16 protein-coding genes are annotated in these 19,010 nt (G+C 38.0%); 6 read left to right on the forward strand and 10 right to left on the reverse strand.

Annotated elements, in window-relative coordinates:
* Positions 1–278 precede the first annotated feature (278 nt).
* Positions 279–1,778: a malate:quinone oxidoreductase gene (locus J2Z40_RS12960; protein ID WP_066398613.1), complete on the reverse strand. Its 1,500-nt coding sequence runs from the start codon at positions 1,776–1,778 to the stop codon at positions 279–281.
* Positions 1,779–2,211: 433 nt separating this feature from the next.
* Between J2Z40_RS12960 and J2Z40_RS12965 the strand changes: the two genes are divergently transcribed.
* Positions 2,212–2,922 carry an EAL domain-containing protein gene (locus tag J2Z40_RS12965; protein WP_066398615.1) on the forward strand — a complete coding sequence of 237 codons (711 nt, stop codon included), beginning with the start codon at positions 2,212–2,214 and terminating at the stop codon, positions 2,920–2,922.
* A gap of 126 nt (positions 2,923–3,048) precedes the next feature.
* Entirely contained in the window at positions 3,049–4,740 is a 1,692-nt protein-coding gene (locus J2Z40_RS12970) for a methyl-accepting chemotaxis protein (RefSeq protein WP_066398618.1), read from the forward strand.
* Positions 4,741–5,131: 391 nt separating this feature from the next.
* On the opposite strand, the gene J2Z40_RS12975 is transcribed toward J2Z40_RS12970, so the two are convergent.
* The 3 genes from J2Z40_RS12975 to J2Z40_RS12985 form a co-directional block, all read right to left on the reverse strand.
* Positions 5,132–6,169 (reverse strand): sensor histidine kinase, encoded by a 1,038-nt coding sequence (locus tag J2Z40_RS12975; RefSeq protein WP_066398621.1) that lies wholly within the window; start codon positions 6,167–6,169, stop codon positions 5,132–5,134.
* Positions 6,166–6,840, reverse strand: a complete 675-nt coding sequence (locus tag J2Z40_RS12980; RefSeq protein ID WP_066398623.1) for a response regulator transcription factor — start codon at positions 6,838–6,840, stop codon at positions 6,166–6,168. The genes J2Z40_RS12975 and J2Z40_RS12980 overlap by 4 nt, the downstream gene beginning before the upstream one ends.
* A 178-nt stretch (positions 6,841–7,018) precedes the next feature.
* The gene (locus tag J2Z40_RS12985) at positions 7,019–7,360 is read right to left on the reverse strand and encodes a DUF1516 family protein (RefSeq protein ID WP_066398624.1); all 342 of its coding nucleotides are present in this window, start codon (positions 7,358–7,360) and stop codon (positions 7,019–7,021) included.
* A gap of 626 nt (positions 7,361–7,986) precedes the next feature.
* On the opposite strand from J2Z40_RS12985, the gene ahpC reads away from it, so the two are divergent.
* The 4 genes from ahpC to J2Z40_RS13005 all read left to right on the forward strand — a co-directional run bounded on the left by ahpC (position 7,987) and on the right by J2Z40_RS13005 (position 11,844).
* A complete protein-coding gene (ahpC, locus tag J2Z40_RS12990) occupies positions 7,987–8,550 on the forward strand; it encodes an alkyl hydroperoxide reductase subunit C (protein WP_066398626.1) in 564 nt (187 codons plus the stop codon).
* 13 nt (positions 8,551–8,563) lie between these two features.
* Entirely contained in the window at positions 8,564–10,093 is a 1,530-nt protein-coding gene (gene ahpF / locus J2Z40_RS12995) for an alkyl hydroperoxide reductase subunit F (RefSeq protein WP_066398628.1), read from the forward strand.
* 278 nt (positions 10,094–10,371) lie between these two features.
* Positions 10,372–11,595, forward strand: coding sequence for a selenium metabolism membrane protein YedE/FdhT (yedE, locus tag J2Z40_RS13000; protein WP_066398630.1), 1,224 nt, complete (start codon positions 10,372–10,374; stop codon positions 11,593–11,595).
* Between the two features lie 69 nt (positions 11,596–11,664).
* A complete protein-coding gene (locus tag J2Z40_RS13005) occupies positions 11,665–11,844 on the forward strand; it encodes a sulfurtransferase TusA family protein (protein ID WP_268877052.1) in 180 nt (59 codons plus the stop codon).
* 343 nt (positions 11,845–12,187) lie between these two features.
* Here J2Z40_RS13005 and J2Z40_RS13010 read toward each other — a convergent pair whose 3' ends face one another.
* From J2Z40_RS13010 to J2Z40_RS13035, 6 genes are all read right to left on the reverse strand, one after another.
* A complete protein-coding gene (locus J2Z40_RS13010; RefSeq protein WP_066398633.1) occupies positions 12,188–13,168 on the reverse strand; it encodes a Gfo/Idh/MocA family protein in 981 nt (326 codons plus the stop codon).
* 50 nt (positions 13,169–13,218) lie between these two features.
* Positions 13,219–14,661, reverse strand: a complete 1,443-nt coding sequence (locus tag J2Z40_RS13015; RefSeq protein WP_066398635.1) for a glycoside hydrolase family 1 protein — start codon at positions 14,659–14,661, stop codon at positions 13,219–13,221.
* Positions 14,662–14,907: 246 nt separating this feature from the next.
* On the reverse strand, positions 14,908–15,846 hold the full coding sequence (locus J2Z40_RS13020; protein WP_083953981.1) for an ROK family protein: 939 nt from the start codon (positions 15,844–15,846) through the stop codon (positions 14,908–14,910).
* Positions 15,847–15,928: 82 nt separating this feature from the next.
* Positions 15,929–16,945 (reverse strand): LacI family DNA-binding transcriptional regulator, encoded by a 1,017-nt coding sequence (locus J2Z40_RS13025; protein ID WP_066398637.1) that lies wholly within the window; start codon positions 16,943–16,945, stop codon positions 15,929–15,931.
* A 93-nt stretch (positions 16,946–17,038) separates the two neighbouring features.
* Positions 17,039–17,881 carry a carbohydrate ABC transporter permease gene (locus J2Z40_RS13030; protein WP_066398643.1) on the reverse strand — a complete coding sequence of 281 codons (843 nt, stop codon included), beginning with the start codon at positions 17,879–17,881 and terminating at the stop codon, positions 17,039–17,041.
* Positions 17,878–18,876 carry a carbohydrate ABC transporter permease gene (locus J2Z40_RS13035; protein ID WP_083953982.1) on the reverse strand — a complete coding sequence of 333 codons (999 nt, stop codon included), beginning with the start codon at positions 18,874–18,876 and terminating at the stop codon, positions 17,878–17,880. The genes J2Z40_RS13030 and J2Z40_RS13035 overlap by 4 nt, the downstream gene beginning before the upstream one ends.
* Positions 18,877–19,010 lie beyond the last annotated feature (134 nt).

The raw sequence follows: 19,010 nt of genomic DNA on the forward strand, positions 1-19,010 counted from the left end.
CTCGCTGTACAAACTGGAAGGACTGTGACTCGAAACACGGTGAGCTTGAGCAAAGCCAATATTTATACGTTCTTACTCTTTAAAAAAGCTGTTTTCTCAAACATTGTTGTTTATTAAGAAAAGGTTGGTAAAGGTTGATTTCCGCTCACATGTGCTCCCTTTCCGCTCCAATCAACCGACCTAGTTAGGCAAAAGTTGAATTCAAAAACAACAATCTCTTAGAAAAGAATTTAAAAAAACCTTCAATCCTAAAGATCAAAGGTTTTTCTCCTATTTCATTAACTGTAAACGAGTTCTTTCTCTCCTAAACCAAGTGTCTTTGCGGTTGAAGCCTGAATGTCTTGGAGTAGTGCTGGATTATCCAGTAATGACAAACCAAATGATGGAATCATTTCTTTAATTTTTGCTTCCCATTCAAACATATACTCTGGGAAACATTTTTCTAATACTTCAAGCATCACATGAACAGCAGTTGAAGCACCTGGAGAGGCACCGAGCAAGGCAGCAACCGATCCATCTGTGCTGCTTACTACTTCCGTCCCAAATTGAAGTGTACCTTTCCCTGCTTCTGTATCTTTAATGACTTGCACACGTTGGCCGGCTACTACGATATCCCAATCCTCTAGCTTTGCAGTCGGGATAAACTCACGTAATTCTTCTAGTCGCTTTTCATTTGAGAGCATGACCTGTTGGATCAAGTATTTAGTTAATGCCATCTCCTTCACACCTGCCGATAGCATTGTAATGACATTATCTGGTTTTAAAGAACCGATCAAATCAAAATTTGAGCCTGTTTTTAAGAACTTAGGCGTAAAGCCTGCAAACGGTCCAAATAGCAATGCCTTTTTATTATCAATAAATCGAGTATCAAGATGTGGAACAGACATCGGCGGCGCACCAACCTTAGCTTTCCCGTAAACCTTTCCATGATGCTGCTCGACTAATTCTTGATTGTTGCAAACCATAAATAACCCACTCACTGGGAATCCGCCAATATGCTTTGATTCAGGAATACCCGTTTTTTGTAGCAATGGCAAGCTTCCACCCCCACAGCCTATAAAGACAAACTTTGCCGTATGGTGTTCAATTTCCCCGCTCTCTAAATCATGAACCTTCACTTCCCATAAGCCTTCACTTGTGCGTTTCAAATCCTTTACACTATGATTGTAGTGAATCTCAACATGATTGCTCTTTAAGTGGTCAAATAATAGGCGTGTTAAAGCGCCAAAGTTAACATCTGTTCCATCATCGATTTTTGTAGCCGCAATCGGCTCATCAGAGGTTCTGCCTTCCATAATAAGCGGAATCCATTCCTTCAGCTTTTCAGGATCCTCTGAAAATTCCATCCCTTGGAATAACGGATTATTTGAAAGCGCTTCAAATCTTTTTTTCAAAAATACGATATTTTCTTCCCCTTGAACTAGGCTCATATGCGGGATAGGCATAATAAAGTCCTGTGGATTACGAATCAAATTACGTTGTACTAAGTGTGACCAAAACTGTCTTGAAATCTGGAATTGTTCATTAATATTAATTGCTTTCCCAATATCTATCGATCCATCTGGCTTTTCAGATGTATAGTTAAGCTCGCATAAAGCAGCATGCCCCGTCCCGGCATTATTCCATTCATTCGAACTTTCTTCTCCGGCATTTGCTAATTTCTCAAATACTTTGATTTCCCATTCAGGTGCTAATTCTTTTAGTAAAGATCCCAAAGTTGCGCTCATGACTCCAGCACCAATTAAGATAACGTCTGTCTTTTTCTGCATGTTGCTCATCATAACCTTCCTTATCCCCTATTTTTGATAAAAAGCAGCAGCTCATGCGAAAGAATTCCAAAAGCAAAGCGCCACTATGGACCACACCTATTCCTTTTAACTAATAACTAGATCTACTCTATTATAATTATTTATAGGTTAAATTATCTACTAATTTCTGATAATAGTAAACTATTTAAAGTTGGAAGAAAATTAAGAAGTTCCTTAAGACGGGAAACTCAGATTCAGCCAAGAGGGAAATGAAGCAACATCTCTTAATTGCCGTAACTAGATGATTAATTATTTGAGGCATTTCTGTGAGAAAAGGAAAAGAAATTCTACATAATACTTCAAAATGTGACAAGAATCACCAATTTCCTTGAATGTAAATGGTACATTATTCTTTGTGTCTCTAGAATAAAATTTTATTGAAAGGGCTTACAGGTATAAATTTATGGATTCAGTTATCGACACTTTAATAGAAGAAGAAAATTTCCATCACTATGCTCAAGGATTGTTTCATACAACTGATCAAACAAAAGTTGGGATCGAATTGCTATTACGTTCCAATCTAGGCAATCCCGATTTCATTTTTGGAGAGGCTAAAAGAGTCAATCGACTTTATGAGCTTGAAACAAAATCAATAATAAAACTACTAACTACTTACACATCAAAGAAATCGAAAATAGTTGATCACTTATTTATTAATCTTTATCCTTCTACGATTTTGCATCCGAATTTTCCTGACTTTATTAGAAAAGTCTCAAACCAATTCCCACAAACAGCAAACCGAATTACTTTTGAAGTTATTGAATCTGAAAAAGTCGATAATATCCCTTTACTCAAGGAAAACATCCAGCTAATGAAAAGTTTAAATTATTGGATCGCCATTGATGACGTAGGAAAAGGTTGGTCATCTTTAAATATAATCATTGAAATCGAGCCCCATTATATTAAGTTAGACCATTACTTTTCAATCAACCTATCCAAATCTGCATTAAAGCAAAAGATGATCGAATCACTCCTGGATTATGCACAATTTTCGAATGCAAAGGTAGTCCTTGAAGGCGTTGAACAAGAGAATGATTTGTCTATTGCTAAAGAATTAGGCATTCCTCTATGTCAGGGGTATTTCTTAGAAAAACCTCAACCATTATCTTTGTAGCTTTAAATTTAGACTATTTTAGACATAATTGGTAAACCATTCATTCTAACATTTGATTAAAATACATGTTTTAAAAAAGAAAACTAAACTTATTCAATTAAAAATCTTTGGAAGAAGGAAGCAGAAATGAAGTTCACTGTAGCAAAAAAAATGTACCTTGGGTTTGGATCCGTATTATTATTACTGATCATTATGGCAGTAGGTGCATATTTCCAAATAAATATGGTAAAAAATTCGTACGAGAAAATACTCCAATCCCGAGTGGAATTAATAAACACTATAAACGAAATGGTATCAGCTTCTAAAGAAATGCAAATAGGGAACCGTGGGTATTTATTAATCGGCAATAAGGAATCCTTAACTACTTATGAGGAAGCAGCTAGAAATTATAAGAATACAGAGAAAAGACTGACAGAATTAATAAAAGAAGAACCTACCGAAAAAGAATTAGTCCAGACAATTATTCAATTCAATGAGCAATATATGGAGTTAGCTGAAGAAACAATTTCACTAAAGAATGCTAGTAATTCTGCTTATGTAGATGTTATCTCTAAGAATGGCCCGCCATTAGTTAATGGTGTATTAGATACAGCAGAGGAATTAATTGATTATCAGACGAAGATGTTAAATCAGGATCGAGAAAAGACGATTCTAGTGATTAAAGAGAGTCAACATTTATTAATCATTTTAAGTGTTCTAGCTGTTGTCGTCGGAGGTACTCTATCCATCATTATTAGTCGTCAAATCTCTAATCCCGTTAAAAGGATGGCAATAACAGCGGAAATGATCGCCGCTGGAGATTTAACACAGAATAAAATTCAAGTGAAAACAAAAGATGAAATTGCAAGTCTAGCCCAAGCATTTAATGAGATGACCTCTAACCTTAGACAAGTCATTCAAAATATTAACGCAAGTGCCGAACAGGTCGCTGCTGCATCTGAAGAACTATATGAAACGACCGAGCAAGCATCACAAGCTATAGAACATATCGCTTCCTCGATACAGGAAGTTGCAAGTGGTGCAGAGGTTCAAGTAACGAGCTCAAAAGAAAACGCCATAGCTATGGAAGGAATTTCAATTGGCACTCAAAAAATTTCTGAATCCACCTCCAGTGTCAGAGATTCAGTTCGAGAAGCAACATCCTTATCATCCCAAGGCAATGAGTCTATTCATCAGGCTGTCCTTCAAATGGAAACGATCGAAAAAGTAGTAGAGAATACAACTTTAGCTATACAGCATTTAAATGAACGCTCTCTAGAAATTGGAACAATCATTGAAGTGATTACTAGCATTGCTAACCAAACGAATTTACTTGCATTAAATGCCGCAATTGAAGCAGCACGAGCAGGAGAGCATGGAAAGGGATTTACTGTCGTCGCCGAGGAAGTTAGGCAATTAGCTGAGCAGTCCAAAAACTCAGCTGATCAAATCGTAAAATTAATTCATGAAATTCAAGTAGATACGAATATCGTGAATAAAAATATGGATGAAAATATAAAAGAAGTAGCATTAGGAAAATCCGTTATTAATACAACCGGAGAAGCGTTTGGGAAAATTTCAAATGCAGTAGAAAAAGTAAATGCACAAACACAAGAAGTAGCCGGAACCGCAGAACAAATTTCAGCAAATACACAACAAGTGTCAGCATCTGTTGAACAGTTAACCTATATCGCTAAAGAAGCATCTGACAAATCACAAAGTGTCGCTGCAGCATCTGAAGAACAATTAGCCTCCATCGAGGAAATTTCAGCTTCCTCTGAGTCATTAAGTCAGTTAGCTCAAGAATTGCAAGGAATCGTAGCTAAATTTAAAATATGACCCTATTAAAGTACTGATTAAAATACGAGATAAAATGGCAGTCCAGTTTTTATCAAATTAATAGGACACACGTTCCGCTATTTACAATAATAATTGTGCATTCGTATTTTTATCGGACATGCGTTCCGTTATGTATATGCAAGAGTGTTGTTTTTACCTAATTATAAGCAAATAGCGTACCCAGTGTCCGCAAACTCTCCAATACAGCTTAATTTATGATAATAACGTACTCTATGTCCGCAAAAAAGTGGAAACGCATGGATTTTTTCAGAACCATGCGTTTTTGCTATGATTTTGAATGTTTTTATGCATCTTTCCCCACACTATTAGAATTACTTATTCAATAATCGATCCCCTTTACATTTGATTTTATCAATTGAAAAGATCATTCTCATTTAGGCAGTTTAATTGTAAAACAAGTGCCTACCCCTTCTTGACTATCAAAATGAATCGTTCCGTTACAAATTTCAATAATTCTCTTAACAATTGCGAGCCCCAGTCCATTGCCTTTTTCCGAACGAGATGGATCTCCCTGAAAGAATTTTTCAAATATACGAGATCTACTTTCTTCAGCAATTCCGACTCCTTCATCTCTAATTTCCACAACGAATGTATCGTTAGCCTTTTTCAAGGAAATATATATCGTTCCTTTTTCATAGGAAAACTTGATGGCATTTCCGATTAAATTGATCCATAGTTGCTGCATTAACTCCTCATTGCCTTTATAGCTGACCTTTTCTAGATGAATTTCTAAAGCCAGGTTTTTCTTACTCCATTGCTCTTCGAGGAGTAGAATAGTTCTTCTTAATTGCTCATCTAAAGAGAAGATTGTCGTTTTACTTTGGATCATTTGATTGTCTAATTTTGAAAGTCTAAGAATATTCGTTGACAGGTTATTTAGCCTTTTACTTTCTTCAATAATAATGTCCGTATATTCATCAAATTTCTCACTTGGCAAGTTCCTGTCCTTAATCACTTCTACAAATCCTTGAATAGAAGAAATCGGTGTTTTAAATTCATGGGATACATTCCGCATGAAATCCTTACGAAGATACTCAATATTCTTTAGTTCCTCTGCCATTAAACGGAAGTTACTAGCAAGTTCTCCTATTTCATCTTTCCTTTGATAATCGATGTGCACCTCGAAATTCCCTTTCGCTACTTCCTTTGTCACATCACTAATGTGACGAATAGGCTTGGATATGAACTTCGTTGCAATGAACATTAGAACAGAACCGATCCCCGCACATAAAATAACCGTTGCTGTTAAAAGATGAATGACCTCTCTGTTTAACTCTAAAGTAATGATTTCATTTAAATTGGGGGTTGCGATAATGACTATACCTAAAGCGGACAGACAGGATATAAGTAAGATTGAAATAAATAAGATTGTCAGTTTTGCCCTAATAGAACGAGAAAATCGCTTCATACATATTTCTCCGCTTTATAGCCTAATCCACGAATCGTAATGATCTTAAACTCTTCTAATTCGTCAAATTTCTTTCGAAGTTTCTTAATATGACTGTCAACCGTTCGCTCATCTATCTCTATGTCCATCCCCCATATTTCATCAAGTAATTGCTGACGCGTAAATATTTGTCTCGGATAGCTTAAAAGTTTAAATAGGAGGTAAAATTCCTTTTTAGGCAATTCATATACATCATTCTTTGTGGTGACAGTAAGTGTGTCATAATTTAGCACAACATGCCCAACATTTAGTCTTCGTTCAGTCGAAATTTTTGCCCGTCTTAATAATGCCGCAACCCTCAGAACCATTTCATTCATATTGAAAGGTTTCACTAGATAATCATCAGTTCCTACGAGAAATCCCTTTTCCTTATCTTCAAAGCTTTCTTTTGCCGTTATCATTAGAATAGGAATCGTAAAGTCTGCTTCACGCAAGCTTTTAGTTAGTTCATACCCATCCATATAAGGCATCATAATATCACAGATCATCAAATCCACATGATGGGAATCAAGCGCTTCGAGTGCTGCCTCTCCATTTTCTGCTTGAAGAACAACATAGCCTTCTTGTTCTAATCGAGCGGTCATTAGTTTCCTTATATTCATGTGGTCTTCAACAACCAATATACGAATCATTTATCCCACCATCCTTTTTATTTTACGAGATTATGTTCATAGTGGACATACGAGGGGTTTTTTGAAAAAACAGCCTGTTACATAGTCGATTGGACGAAAAGAGGAGTACTGTTATCCCTTAACTTTCTTGAAAAAAAATAGGGACTGACTACTTCAGTCCCCATCATTCATTAAATAATCAAAAGCCCAACGGTAATTCAAGGCCTAGATACACCGTAATAATTAAAACGATTAAACCAAGAAATAGAAATCCGATTACTTTTTTCCCATCTCTATTTTTTACAAGAATCATTTCAAACAGCGCAACCATCGCTACACCAAGTAAGGCTTTTAAAATATAAAGAATCGTTACTTTGAAAACAGAAAAGAACAATAATCCGCCTGTTAAGACGATTAACAGATAAAACACACGTAAAATCATATGTAATACAGTTATATTGCGGCCCTTTTTCTGTAAAATGAGTGTGACGCAAAATAAGATGATGGTAAGGATAATTATTGCTAAATGGGCATGTGTCATTATGTCATTCTCCTTTAAAATTATATATGATCTAACTCTTTTCTCTTACATCTAGCATAGGTACAAAAATCGCCTGTTAACAGCCAGATTTATAATTTATACATGTAGTAGATCTTAGTAGCCACTTTTCCTCCTTCATTTCTATGATTTTTTCTTCTATATCCTATTTTAATGCAAGCGCTAAATAGTAATGCACAATTATTATAGTACACTTATATGACTTCTGTGTGACCAGAATCTAGCTTTCTACAAAAATATAGCCTTAATAAAATATCTTCCTTTTATCAATGGATCTAGCTCATTATTTTTGGCTGTTTTCGTAACATTGTTGGTATTTTACACATAATTGGTAAAACATTTGATTCAAAAGCAACAATCTTTTAGAAAAGAGCCTTATTTTTTAAGGCTTGATTCCATAAATTTTTTGACCCACAATACTTATATCCATACACGCTATCTAAAAATTACTATCTAATTATAATAATAATTGCATTTAAGTTGACAATAATAATTAAGTCTATATAATAATTAGTATAAATAAGAAATTATTATAGTTAGTGAATGTTATCTATCCCTTTTGGACAAACTATCTATAATACTAAAAACACCTTAGGAGGAATTTTATTATGTCACTTATCGGATCAGAAGTTAAACCATTTAACGCACACGCATACAGAAACGGAGAATTCTTTGAAGTTTCAGATGCTGATTTTAAAGGTCAATGGAGTGTTGTTTGTTTCTACCCTGCAGACTTTACATTCGTTTGCCCAACAGAACTAGAAGATCTTCAAGATCAATACCCAGCACTTCAAGAGCTTGGAGTGGAAGTATTCTCTGTTTCTAGAGATTCTCATTTCACACATAAAGCATGGCATGATTCTTCAGAAGCAATCGGAAAAATCACATATACAATGATCGGTGATCCTGCACATATTATTTCACGTAATTTTGACGTTTTAGTTGAAGAACTAGGACAAGCTGATCGTGGTACTTTCATCATTGACCCTGATGGCATTATTCAAGCTGTTGAAATCAATGCGGATGGCATTGGCCGTGATGCAAGCACATTAATTAATAAAATAAAAGCTGCACAATATGTTCGTAACAATCCTGGTGAAGTTTGCCCAGCAAAATGGAAAGAAGGCGCTGAAACACTTAAGCCAAGCCTTGATCTTGTAGGTAAAATCTAAGGAGTAGAGAAAAATGATACTAGAAGCTGATATTAAAGCACAACTTGATCAATATCTTCAATTACTAGAAAATGATGTACTGCTTAAAGTCAGTGCAGGAACAGATAAATTATCAAGTGACATGCTCGTTTTAGTTGATGAGCTAGCAACCATGTCATCAAAAATTAAAGTTGAGAATACGACTTTAGAAAGAACACCAAGCTTTAGCGTGAATCGTATAGGCGAGGATACTGGCGTTACTTTTGCTGGTATTCCACTTGGTCACGAGTTCACGTCCCTCGTGTTAGCATTGCTGCAAGTAAGCGGCAGAGCGCCTAAGGTTGATCAGAAAGTCATTGATCAAGTCAAAGCGATTAAAGGGGACTATCACTTTGAAACGTATGTCAGCTTAAGCTGCCATAACTGCCCTGATGTTGTACAAGCATTGAACGTAATGAGTGTCCTGAACCCAGGCATTACACATACAATGATTGACGGTGCAGCGTTCAAAGAAGAAGTAGAAAGCAAAAAAGTGATGGCTGTTCCAACCGTTTTATTAAATGGCGAGGAATTCGGCAGTGGCCGTATGTCACTAGAAGAAATTCTTGCGAAAATGGGAAGCACAGTTGACCCTTCAGAGCTTTCTGATAAGGATCCATTTGATGTTCTTGTTATTGGTGGCGGACCATCTGGTGCGAGTGCAGCAGTCTATGCAGCACGTAAAGGCATTCGTACAGGAATTGTTGCGGAACGCTTTGGCGGCCAGATTATGGACACACTAGGCATTGAAAACTTTATTAGTGTGAAATATACGGAAGGCCCTAAGCTTGCGGCAAGCCTTGAAGAGCATGTAAAAGAATACGACATTGACATTATGAATCTACAACGTGCGAAGCGTTTAGAAAAGAAAGACTTGATCGAAGTTGAACTAGAGAGCGGAGCTGTTCTAAAGAGCAAATCTGTCATCCTTTCAACTGGTGCTCGCTGGCGTAATGTTGGTGTTCCTGGTGAAGCCGAATTTAAGAACAAAGGTGTTGCGTACTGTCCGCATTGCGATGGCCCATTATTTGAAGGGAAGCACGTTGCCGTTATTGGTGGAGGTAACTCTGGTATTGAGGCAGCGATTGACCTTGCAGGTATCGTCAAGCATGTAACTGTTATTGAATTTGCCGAAGAGCTTAAAGCTGATTCTGTATTGCAGGATCGCCTGAACAGCCTTCCAAATACAACAGTTATCAAAAATGCACAAACAAAAGAAATTACAGGTACTGATAAAGTAAATGGAATTACTTACATTGACCGTGCCACTAAAGAAGAGCACCATGTTGAATTAGAAGGTGTATTCGTCCAAATTGGTCTTGTGCCTAATACCGACTGGTTAGGTGATGCGGTTGAACGCACGAGAACAGGTGAGATTGTAGTAGATAAACGTGGGGCAACGAACATCCCTGGCGTATTTGCTGCAGGTGACTGTACGGACAGTGCTTATAAACAAATCATTATTTCAATGGGATCAGGCGCAACTGCAGCATTAGGTGCGTTCGATTATCTAATCCGAAATTAATAATATACAAGCTAGATAGGGTACTATTCCTATCTAGCTTTTTTTTTACAAATGAACAAGAAATAAAGGTTTATCTATTTAAAATTACGATGATTATTTATCTAATCTATCGATAAATCGAATTGCTTTCTCACATAAAAATAGCTAAATTAAAGATTATGTGTGCCTAGTAACCTCTAGGCATTTTTTCTGTGCAATTTATTTTTGGACTATTCAAAGGGACGGTTTTATCTAACGTGCTCATTCTATGGTCTCTATAAAAGGGAGAGTTACATTCCATGAATCTTTATAATAAAGTCTTCAAAGAATATTGGAACCCGTATATTGCTATTGGCATTGCCGGTCTGATTAGCGCTATGTATTTTGTGATTACAGGTACAGTTTGGGCGGTAACGGGGGAATTTACCCGGTTCGGTGGACATATCCTCGAATGGTTTGGGATGGATGTATCGCAATGGGCATATTTCCAACTAGTTGGCCTCGAAGGCAGCCCCATTAGCCGAACAGATGGATGGATTGTCATCGGGATGCTTGTAGGCGCAATGATTACCATTCTATTAAGCAATAGCTTTAAAATCCGTATACCGAAACAAAAGAGAAGATTATTCCAAGGATTCATCGGAGGAATTATCGCGGGGTTCGGTGCACGCCTTGCTCTTGGCTGTAATTTAGCCGCTTTTTTCACTGGTGTACCTCAATTTTCATTTCATGCATGGATCTTTATGGTGACCACAGCTATCGGAACCTTCTTCGGTGTCAAAGTCGTGAATACGAAATGGTGGCGAGGAAAGCCAACGATGATAAAAGGCAAATTAAATCCGGCTGGAGCAAAGAATGCCAAGAAAAAAGATATTCAGCCTATTATAGGTCTCATACTTGCCATTCTATATTTAGCAATCATTTTTTACTTTTTTGCAATAGGAAAAACCCTTCTTGCAGTTGGGTGTATTGCAGGAGCCTTATTTGGTATACTCATTGAAAGAGGACAAATTTGTTTCACTTCTGCTTTTCGCGATTTATGGATCAGCGGCCGTGCGGTGATGTCAAAAGCCATTGCGGTTGGAATGATGATCAGCGTTGTCATAACATTTTTCTATATTCAAAGTGGCTCTGTCGCCCTAATTAAAGTAGCTGCTCCAAGTACGGTAATTGGCGGTCTTCTCTTTGGATTTGGTATTGTACTTGCAGGTGGCTGCGAAACGGGAATGATGTATCGAGCAATGGAAGGCCAATTATTATACTGGGTAGTAGGCGCAGGTAATATTATTGGCGCGACAATGCTTGCCTATGGATGGGATCATCTCGGTATTTACAATGCCCTTGTCGAAAATTGGCCAAAAGTAAACTTAATTGAACAATGGGGCCCAATGGGCGCTTTATTTGGAACAATGGCCATGCTGGTTGCTTGGCTGTTATTCTCACATTGGTGGGAAAAGCGATTCCGTTATGGATCAGGAATCAAAAAGACGGAACGAATTTCTCACGTTACGAAGGAGGTATAATTCATGTCCCAGATCATAGATGTCAACTATACTCTAGACATTCGCGGTGAGCCTTGACCATATCCTGTTATTTATGCGCTGGATGCGCTAAAAACAATGAAAATTGGAGAAATCCTACAAGTGATTGCGGATTGTCCGCAATCCTTCCGTAGTGTCCCTGAAGAAGCCGTCAAGCATGGCTACCAGCTCCTAGCAGAGCCGGAGAAATTCGGACAAGATATTTATTTTTATATTAAGGTCGTTCAATAGCTAACAATTAAAGTACCCGTGGAGCAGACTAGTTGTCGATCTGCTTACGGGTACTTTTTCATAAAGCTCTGTTATGATTTTCATGTATGTATGAGGAGTAATAAGCGGAGAATTTCCGTCTATTACATAAAAAGCATACTAAGAAGCAGAAATAAGCGGAAAACTTCCGCTTAACTGCTCTGAATCAGACAAAACCCATTGAATTTGATTAAATAAGCGGAAAAACTCCCCTTATTTTTAAGGAAATACAGGTATTTCCCAATTTAACCGGAATTTCTCCGTTTATTTTCAAACACAGAAAAATCAACATTCAGTTATAGCAGAGCCTTTCTCAAAAAAATCCTCAGTTTCCCACTAATTTATCCATTACCCAGGACGTCCGAGCTCCAGTTACGCCAGTGCTCGGCGCCTGATTAAATCCGTTTGTTAAGTCAGTTACAATTCTTTCAACAAGGGGTTGATGAACATGCTCGATTGCTGGGAATTCCCACTGTTCCATTTTGCTAGCTGTCGTCAATAAAACAGGCTCACTGCCAAAAGTAGAAAAAGTTATTTTCCCCGTACTGCCAATAATCTCATTCACATCGATAGATTCAAAGGCAGAAAAACACCAAGATCCAACCCCATGGACGCCAGAATCAAATTGATAGATCCCTGTTACAATATCCTCTGCCTGGTAGTCACCAGCTTGATTGGAAGCGAATCCTTGCACATCCTTTATAGGACCTAACAGGAAGTCTAATAGATCTATTGTATGACAGCCTAAATCAAAAAATAAGCCGCCTCCTGACAATTCAGGTGTAATTCTCCATGGTTGATTTTGTTTGTTGCTAATATCTTCAGCTGCCTTTTGATAGTAGGTAGTTGATACGAAACGAACATCACCAATCTCATTACTTTCTAGTAACTCTTTTATTTTAATAAACTTTGGCTGTGCCCTTCGGTAATAAGCAACATATAAAGGAACTTCAGCTGCTTTGCATGCAGCAATCATGTCATTGCATTCTGCAAAAGTAAGGGCCATTGGTTTTTCTACATAAACAGGTTTTCCGGCTTTTGCTGCTTTTATTGCATATTCCTTATGTGAACTAGGCGGTGTGGCAATATAGATCGCATCCACTTCCGGATCATTGATAAGTGCATCTGCATCATCATACCATTTCCGCACCATATGTCTTCTTGCATAATCTTTTGCTAGCTCACCGGTTCTCCGCATAACAGCAACTAACTCCGAGTTTTTTACCTTTTGAAATGCTGGTCCACTTTTCACTTCTGTTACATCACCACACCCAATCATTCCCCAACGGACTTTCGCAAGTGCCATGCCAATCCTCCTTTCCTGATCAAAACGCTACGTCACTAGTATGTTCTTAGCTAGAATAATTTCCCTCCATTAGACTCAATCACATCCTTATACCAATAGAAGCTATTCTTCTTTATTCGACGGAGGTCATGATTTCCTTCCTCATGCTGATTCACATATACGAAGCCGTAGCGTTTTTGGAACCCATTTAACCAGCTTAATAGGTCGGTAAAGGACCACACACAATAACCAAATAGATCGACTCCATCTGAAATAGCCTCTTGCATAGCGTTAATATGAGAGCGGATATACTCAATTCGATAATCATCGTGAATGACACCGCCCTGTTCCACCTGATCATATTCACCAAGTCCATTTTCACTAATCAATATCGGCAAGTCATAACGACTTTTTATTCTGCGTAAAGCAATTCTTAATCCTTGGGGGTCAATATTCCAGTCCCAATTCGTTCTTTTCAGATTGGGATTCGCTGTCGTTTTAAATAACCCTGGTATTCCTGAATCTTGGGATGTCCCTTTTTTACCAGTAGTATTCATTTTCCCGGCCCCGACACCGTCTTCTAAAGGATTACTCTCAAAGGTTGTCGACTGATAATAGTTTACCCCCATAAAGTCTGGCTTGCCCTCTTGCAGTAATTCGAAATCTCCTTCTTCAAGAAGAGGTGCAACTCCCTTTCGCTCTAAATAATCCCAAGCCATTTTCGGGTATTTGCCCCATGCATACATATCCATCCACCAGAAATTATTTAGCTCTTCCGCATTTTCAGCTGCTAGAATATCTACCGGATTAGATGAAGCTGCGTAAGCGGGGGAATAGGCAAAGCTAGGGCCGATTTTCCCATTGGGCACATACTTGCGAAATTCTTTAATAACACGGGCATTGGCAAGATTGGCGTGATGATTCACTTGGTAAAATAATTTTTCGTCTTTCATTCCTGGCGGATGTGTGGCATGAAGATATCCGTGGCTTGTGAATATATTTTGTTCATTTAAGCTGACCCAATATTTCACACGATCACCAAAGCGCTTAAACAATTCAACACTATAATTAGTAAAGTCCTCAATAATTCTTCTTGATTCCCATCCCCCATATTCCTCCTGTAGCGCTTGAGGCAAATCCCAATGATAGAGGGTCAAGATTGGTTCAATGCCATATTTTATTAATTCATTAATTAATTGATTATAAAAATTGATGCCCTTTTCATTTATTTCTCCTCGTCCTTCAGGAAAAATCCGGGTCCAAGCAACAGAAAAGCGGTATGCTTTTAAGCCCATTTCTGCCATCAATTCCACATCTTCCTGAAAACGATGATAATGATCTACAGCGATGTCCCCTGTTGTCCCCTTATACGTCTTTCCTGGAATTCGGACAAACTGATCCCAATTCGACATCCCTTTTCCATCTTTATCCCATGCACCCTCCACTTGATAAGCTGCAGATGCTGCTCCCCACAAAAAGTCTTTCGGGAAACATTGAAGTGTTTGATGAAACATTTTACACGCCCCTTATTTATTAATAGTGGCCTCCCATTGATTTTACTCCATCGCCTAGGGGCTCGAGGTCTTAAGCCATTCCACCAAAAAGGTGAAAGAACTACCTTTATGCCGGCCTGTCTTAAGCTTGTCGCCCCTGGGCAAGCCGATTCCGCTTTTCATTAGGCTAGCTCCATCGGCTAGGGGCTCGAGGTCTTAAGCCATTCCGCCATAAAGGTGAAAGAACTACCTTTATGCCGGCCTGTCTTAAGCTTGTCGCCCCTGGGCAAGCCGATTCCGCTTTTCATTGGCAGATTGTCTTTGTATGAAGTGATGTAAGGCGCCAATTAGATTGGAGTCATTGCCGAATTGACATCTTTCTACGTTAATCATTAAATTTTTTCGATTATGCTGTATTTGATCAAGCATTTCATTTATCTGTTCAACAAAGCCTTCACGGCTGCTAATGGCACCGCCAATCAGAATCTTTTCTGGATCAATCATAAACTGCAAGTTATAAATCCCAACGGCTAATCGTTTCATGAAATGGTCGATTTCTTCTTTTGCTTCTTTATCTCCCTTTTCAGCCAGTTCGAACACCTTTTTGCCATTTAGATGATCGGGATCGATTCCTTTTCGCACAGCTACTTTGTTAATTAATCCCCCAACTGCTGCTAACGAACTCCAAGTTTCTCCTCCAGGCCTATCTAAATAATCCTCCATGATCATATAGCCAAATTCCCCACAAAATTGATTTCTTCCATGACGAATTGTTTTATTTAGAACGACTGCACCGCCAATGCCGGTGCCAATCACAAGGCATAGATAATCCATTACATCCTTTGCAGCACCAATCCATCCTTCAGCTAATGCCGCACAATTCGCATCATTTTCCATTTCAACTGTTAGATGTGTTCTTTGTTGAAGAAGTTCTTTCATATTTGGTCCATGGATATAAGGAATAGCACTTATTCCTGCAATGGACCCTGTTTCAATATTTACGGCACCTGGCATACTTATCGCAAGCCCTTTTAATTCTTGCATGTTTTGACATTCATTTATAATGAAATCCACTTGCTCCAAAAACAACTCAAGACTCTCTTTCGGAGTAGGAACAGAAGATTTTTCAATAAACTCCCCCGATTCATCCATAAGGGCATATTTAATAGAGGAACCTCCAACGTCTAGAACCGCATAGTAATTCACCAAACAACCTCCTATCAACCCTATTAAAGTGGAATTCTATCAACGGGGGGTTATCTGCCCACTAAGAACGGGATAGAAATCTTTACTGCTTTGTTCCGCATGACTCACGGATAATTAACTCGGAGTCAATGAAAACTGGCTTTAATTGCGACTCTCCATTTATTAAGTCATTCAGCATATAAGCTGATAATTTTCCAAATTTCTCTTTATCTTGTTTAACTGTAGTAAGCTTTGGGTCACTATAGCGGCAGGCAACAATATCGTCACATCCGATTATTCGAATATCGCGAGGAACATGTAGTCCCTCCTCCTTCAGCGCTCTTAATGCACCAAGAGCCATTAAGTCCGATATCGCAAAAATAACTTCAGGAAGCTCCTTGCATTCTAAGATTCTTTTCATTGCCTCATATCCGCTTTTCTCATGAAAATCACCATGCTGAATCCACTCTTCACGAACATCTAAACCAAATTGATTCATCGCCTCAAAGAACCCTAAATTCCTTAAATTAGATATGGTTGAATCCCATTTCCCCCCAATATAACCGATTTTCTTGAGAGAATTCAGGTACAAATACTCAACGACTTTTCTTGATAAATCAATATTATCCGTCATGATATAACTGGATTTCGGACCTTTTAACTCAATATCAATTCCGATACAAGGGAAACCATCCTTTGCTAAATCAAAGACAGCCTCTTCAACCTCCTCCCCAGCAATGACTAAACAGCCATCTAAATGGAAGTGTTTGCACCGTGCTAAATAGCTCCCATTGTCTGATTGAAAAAGTTCATTGGAAAACATCAAAATATCATAACCAAGTAAACCAATATTTTTCTTAAATGATGAAATAACCTCATTGAAATATGGATGTGTCATATCGACATTAATTTTTCCGGCATAAATAAGACCGATAAGATTTGATTTCTTCGTTGCCAAAGTTCTGGCAGAAAAGTTAGGCTCATAACCCATTTTTGTAATGACATCCATTACCTGTTTCTTTGTATTCTCACTAACTCCTGCATAATTATTAATTACTTTTGAAACAGTGCCTTGGGAAACGCCAGCCATTTGAGCTATATCTTTAATTGTTAAATTCATCTCTAATCCCTTCTATTTCTCTCAAAATAATTGATAATCATTGCTAGATTCATAAGAGCTTCATTCGATCACAAAGACCGTTCGTATTCATGCTTATTTCACAGATCCTTCCGTAATACTTGAAATAAATAAACGGTTAAATAATAAGAAAATAACTAGAAGCGGGATCGTTGCCCAGAATACTCCTGATAAGATCATCCCGAAATCAACATTCTGTGTATTGCTTAATTGAGCTAGTGCGACTTGAATCGTATATTGCTCTGGGTCCCTTAAGACGGTAAACTGCCAGAGGAATTCTCCCCATGCTGCAGAAAAGACAATGATTCCTAGTGTTGCGAAGGCAGGAAGGATAATCGGAAGCACAATACTCCGGTAAATTTTAAAATTGGAGCATCCATCTAATTTTGCCGCTTCGATTAATTCATCTGGTACAGATTCACTAATATATTGCCTCATTAGAAAAATACCGAGTGGATTTAGGAAGAACAATATCATCACACCTGGCAATGTATCGAGTAATCCAGCCTTAGAAATCAAAAAATACTGCGGGATTAATCCTAGCTGCGGCGGAATGATCATCGTCAAAAGGATGGCCATGAAGAGAATATTTTTCCCTCGAAATTTAAATTTCGCAAAAGCAAATCCAGCTAATGAGCTAATAAATAGAACGACAATGGTTACAATGGAACAGACGACGAAGGAGTTCCACATTGCTTGAAAGAAATCAATTTTGTCTATTACCTTCATAAAGTTATCGACTAATAAGCGCCCTGGTGTAACCGTCGGTGGGATGGAATTATAGGCAGAGCTAGGATTTGTTGCCATGACAAACATCCAATAAAACGGGAACAAAGAAAATAAAGACACAATGGACAAAAGCACATAAATGAGGATTTTACTAACAGGGGTGCTTTTTCGTTTTTCTAATGGGCTCATGCGTTTTCACCCCTTTTCTTCCTACCTTTCCCTGCTATTAAGGATGTGTTAATTACTGCAAATATGGTGATCATTACTAAAAGAATGATGGCCGTCGCAGATGCCGTACCAAAGGATTGTAATTTAAAGGCATCACGATACAAATACATCACGATTGTCATTGCCTCATCTCTCGTAAATGCACTATTTCCTAAAAAGACAGTTGGTTCAGAGAATAGCTGTAAAGCCCCAACGGTCGAAGTAAATACCGTTAAGATAATAAATGGTTTCAGCATTGGCATCGTAATATAGATGAGCTGCTGAAATTTATTTGCTCCGTCAATCATCGCTGCTTCATACAAATCATTTGGAATGCTTTGAATGCCTGCAAGGTAAATAATCGTGTTATAGCCTACCCATCTCCAAAATACCATAATTGAAATCGCAATTTTCGTCCCCCATTCAGAACTGCTCCAGTTCACTGGATCAACCCCCGCCAAGCTTAACAAATAATTGACTAAGGAAGATTCGTGATCGCTAAACAATACGCTGAAAATAAGGGCTACAGCAACCATAGAAGTAATATACGGCATAAAAATGGTTACTCTGAAAAAATGCTTAAATTTTAAAAAGGCTAGATTGAGCAAAAAGGCAAAAATGATGCCAAATACTAATTGTGGAGCAGTCCCCATAATTCCTATAACAATTGTATTATAAACCGATTTCCAAAAGAGCGGATCTGTTAACACAATTTCGAAATTCGAGAGGCCTACAAACGTCATTGGGCTTAACCCATTCCATTTTTGAAATCCTAAATAAATGCTAAAAAGGGCAGGGTATAAACCAACAAGAGAAAAGATAATAAAAAAGGGAGCGATATATAAATAGCCCGAAATCATGTCCTTTTTCTCTTCAGATCTGTACCGCTTCTTACTTAGTTTTTGTTTCTTTGTTGCTTGATAGGCACTCACCTCTCCATTCTTCTCCACCTTTTCTCTACTGCTTTCAGGCTGCATTTTTCACACCTCTTTTCTAATCAATAGGTAGAAGTGAAGCTCCTTGGCCCCACATCTACCTCTAATAGATGATGTTCAAAAAGTCTGGGAAAAAAGTTGCCTTAATTTCTGTGTCCATTTGCTTATCCACTCCT

It is taken from the genome of Cytobacillus eiseniae (assembly GCF_017874625.1).
GTDB lineage: Bacteria > Bacillota > Bacilli > Bacillales > Cytobacillaceae > Cytobacillus > Cytobacillus eiseniae.

Bases quoted from the DNA above. Each gene is read 5' to 3' on its own strand.
- J2Z40_RS12980 (WP_066398623.1), bottom strand. From the start codon at position 6,840: ATGATTCGTATATTGGTTGTTGAAGACCACATGAATATAAGGAAACTA.
- J2Z40_RS13035 (WP_083953982.1), bottom strand. From the start codon at position 18,876: ATGCAGCCTGAAAGCAGTAGAGAAAAGGTGGAGAAGAATGGAGAGGTG.
- J2Z40_RS12965 (WP_066398615.1), top strand. From the start codon at position 2,212: ATGGATTCAGTTATCGACACTTTAATAGAAGAAGAAAATTTCCATCAC.
- yedE (WP_066398630.1), top strand. From the start codon at position 10,372: ATGAATCTTTATAATAAAGTCTTCAAAGAATATTGGAACCCGTATATT.
- ahpF (WP_066398628.1), top strand. From the start codon at position 8,564: ATGATACTAGAAGCTGATATTAAAGCACAACTTGATCAATATCTTCAA.
- ahpC (WP_066398626.1), top strand. From the start codon at position 7,987: ATGTCACTTATCGGATCAGAAGTTAAACCATTTAACGCACACGCATAC.
- J2Z40_RS13010 (WP_066398633.1), bottom strand. From the start codon at position 13,168: ATGGCACTTGCGAAAGTCCGTTGGGGAATGATTGGGTGTGGTGATGTA.
- J2Z40_RS12985 (WP_066398624.1), bottom strand. From the start codon at position 7,360: ATGACACATGCCCATTTAGCAATAATTATCCTTACCATCATCTTATTT.
- J2Z40_RS12960 (WP_066398613.1), bottom strand. From the start codon at position 1,778: ATGAGCAACATGCAGAAAAAGACAGACGTTATCTTAATTGGTGCTGGA.
- J2Z40_RS13025 (WP_066398637.1), bottom strand. From the start codon at position 16,945: ATGAATTTAACAATTAAAGATATAGCTCAAATGGCTGGCGTTTCCCAA.
- J2Z40_RS12970 (WP_066398618.1), top strand. From the start codon at position 3,049: ATGAAGTTCACTGTAGCAAAAAAAATGTACCTTGGGTTTGGATCCGTA.
- J2Z40_RS13030 (WP_066398643.1), bottom strand. From the start codon at position 17,881: ATGAGCCCATTAGAAAAACGAAAAAGCACCCCTGTTAGTAAAATCCTC.
- J2Z40_RS12975 (WP_066398621.1), bottom strand. From the start codon at position 6,169: ATGAAGCGATTTTCTCGTTCTATTAGGGCAAAACTGACAATCTTATTT.
- J2Z40_RS13015 (WP_066398635.1), bottom strand. From the start codon at position 14,661: ATGTTTCATCAAACACTTCAATGTTTCCCGAAAGACTTTTTGTGGGGA.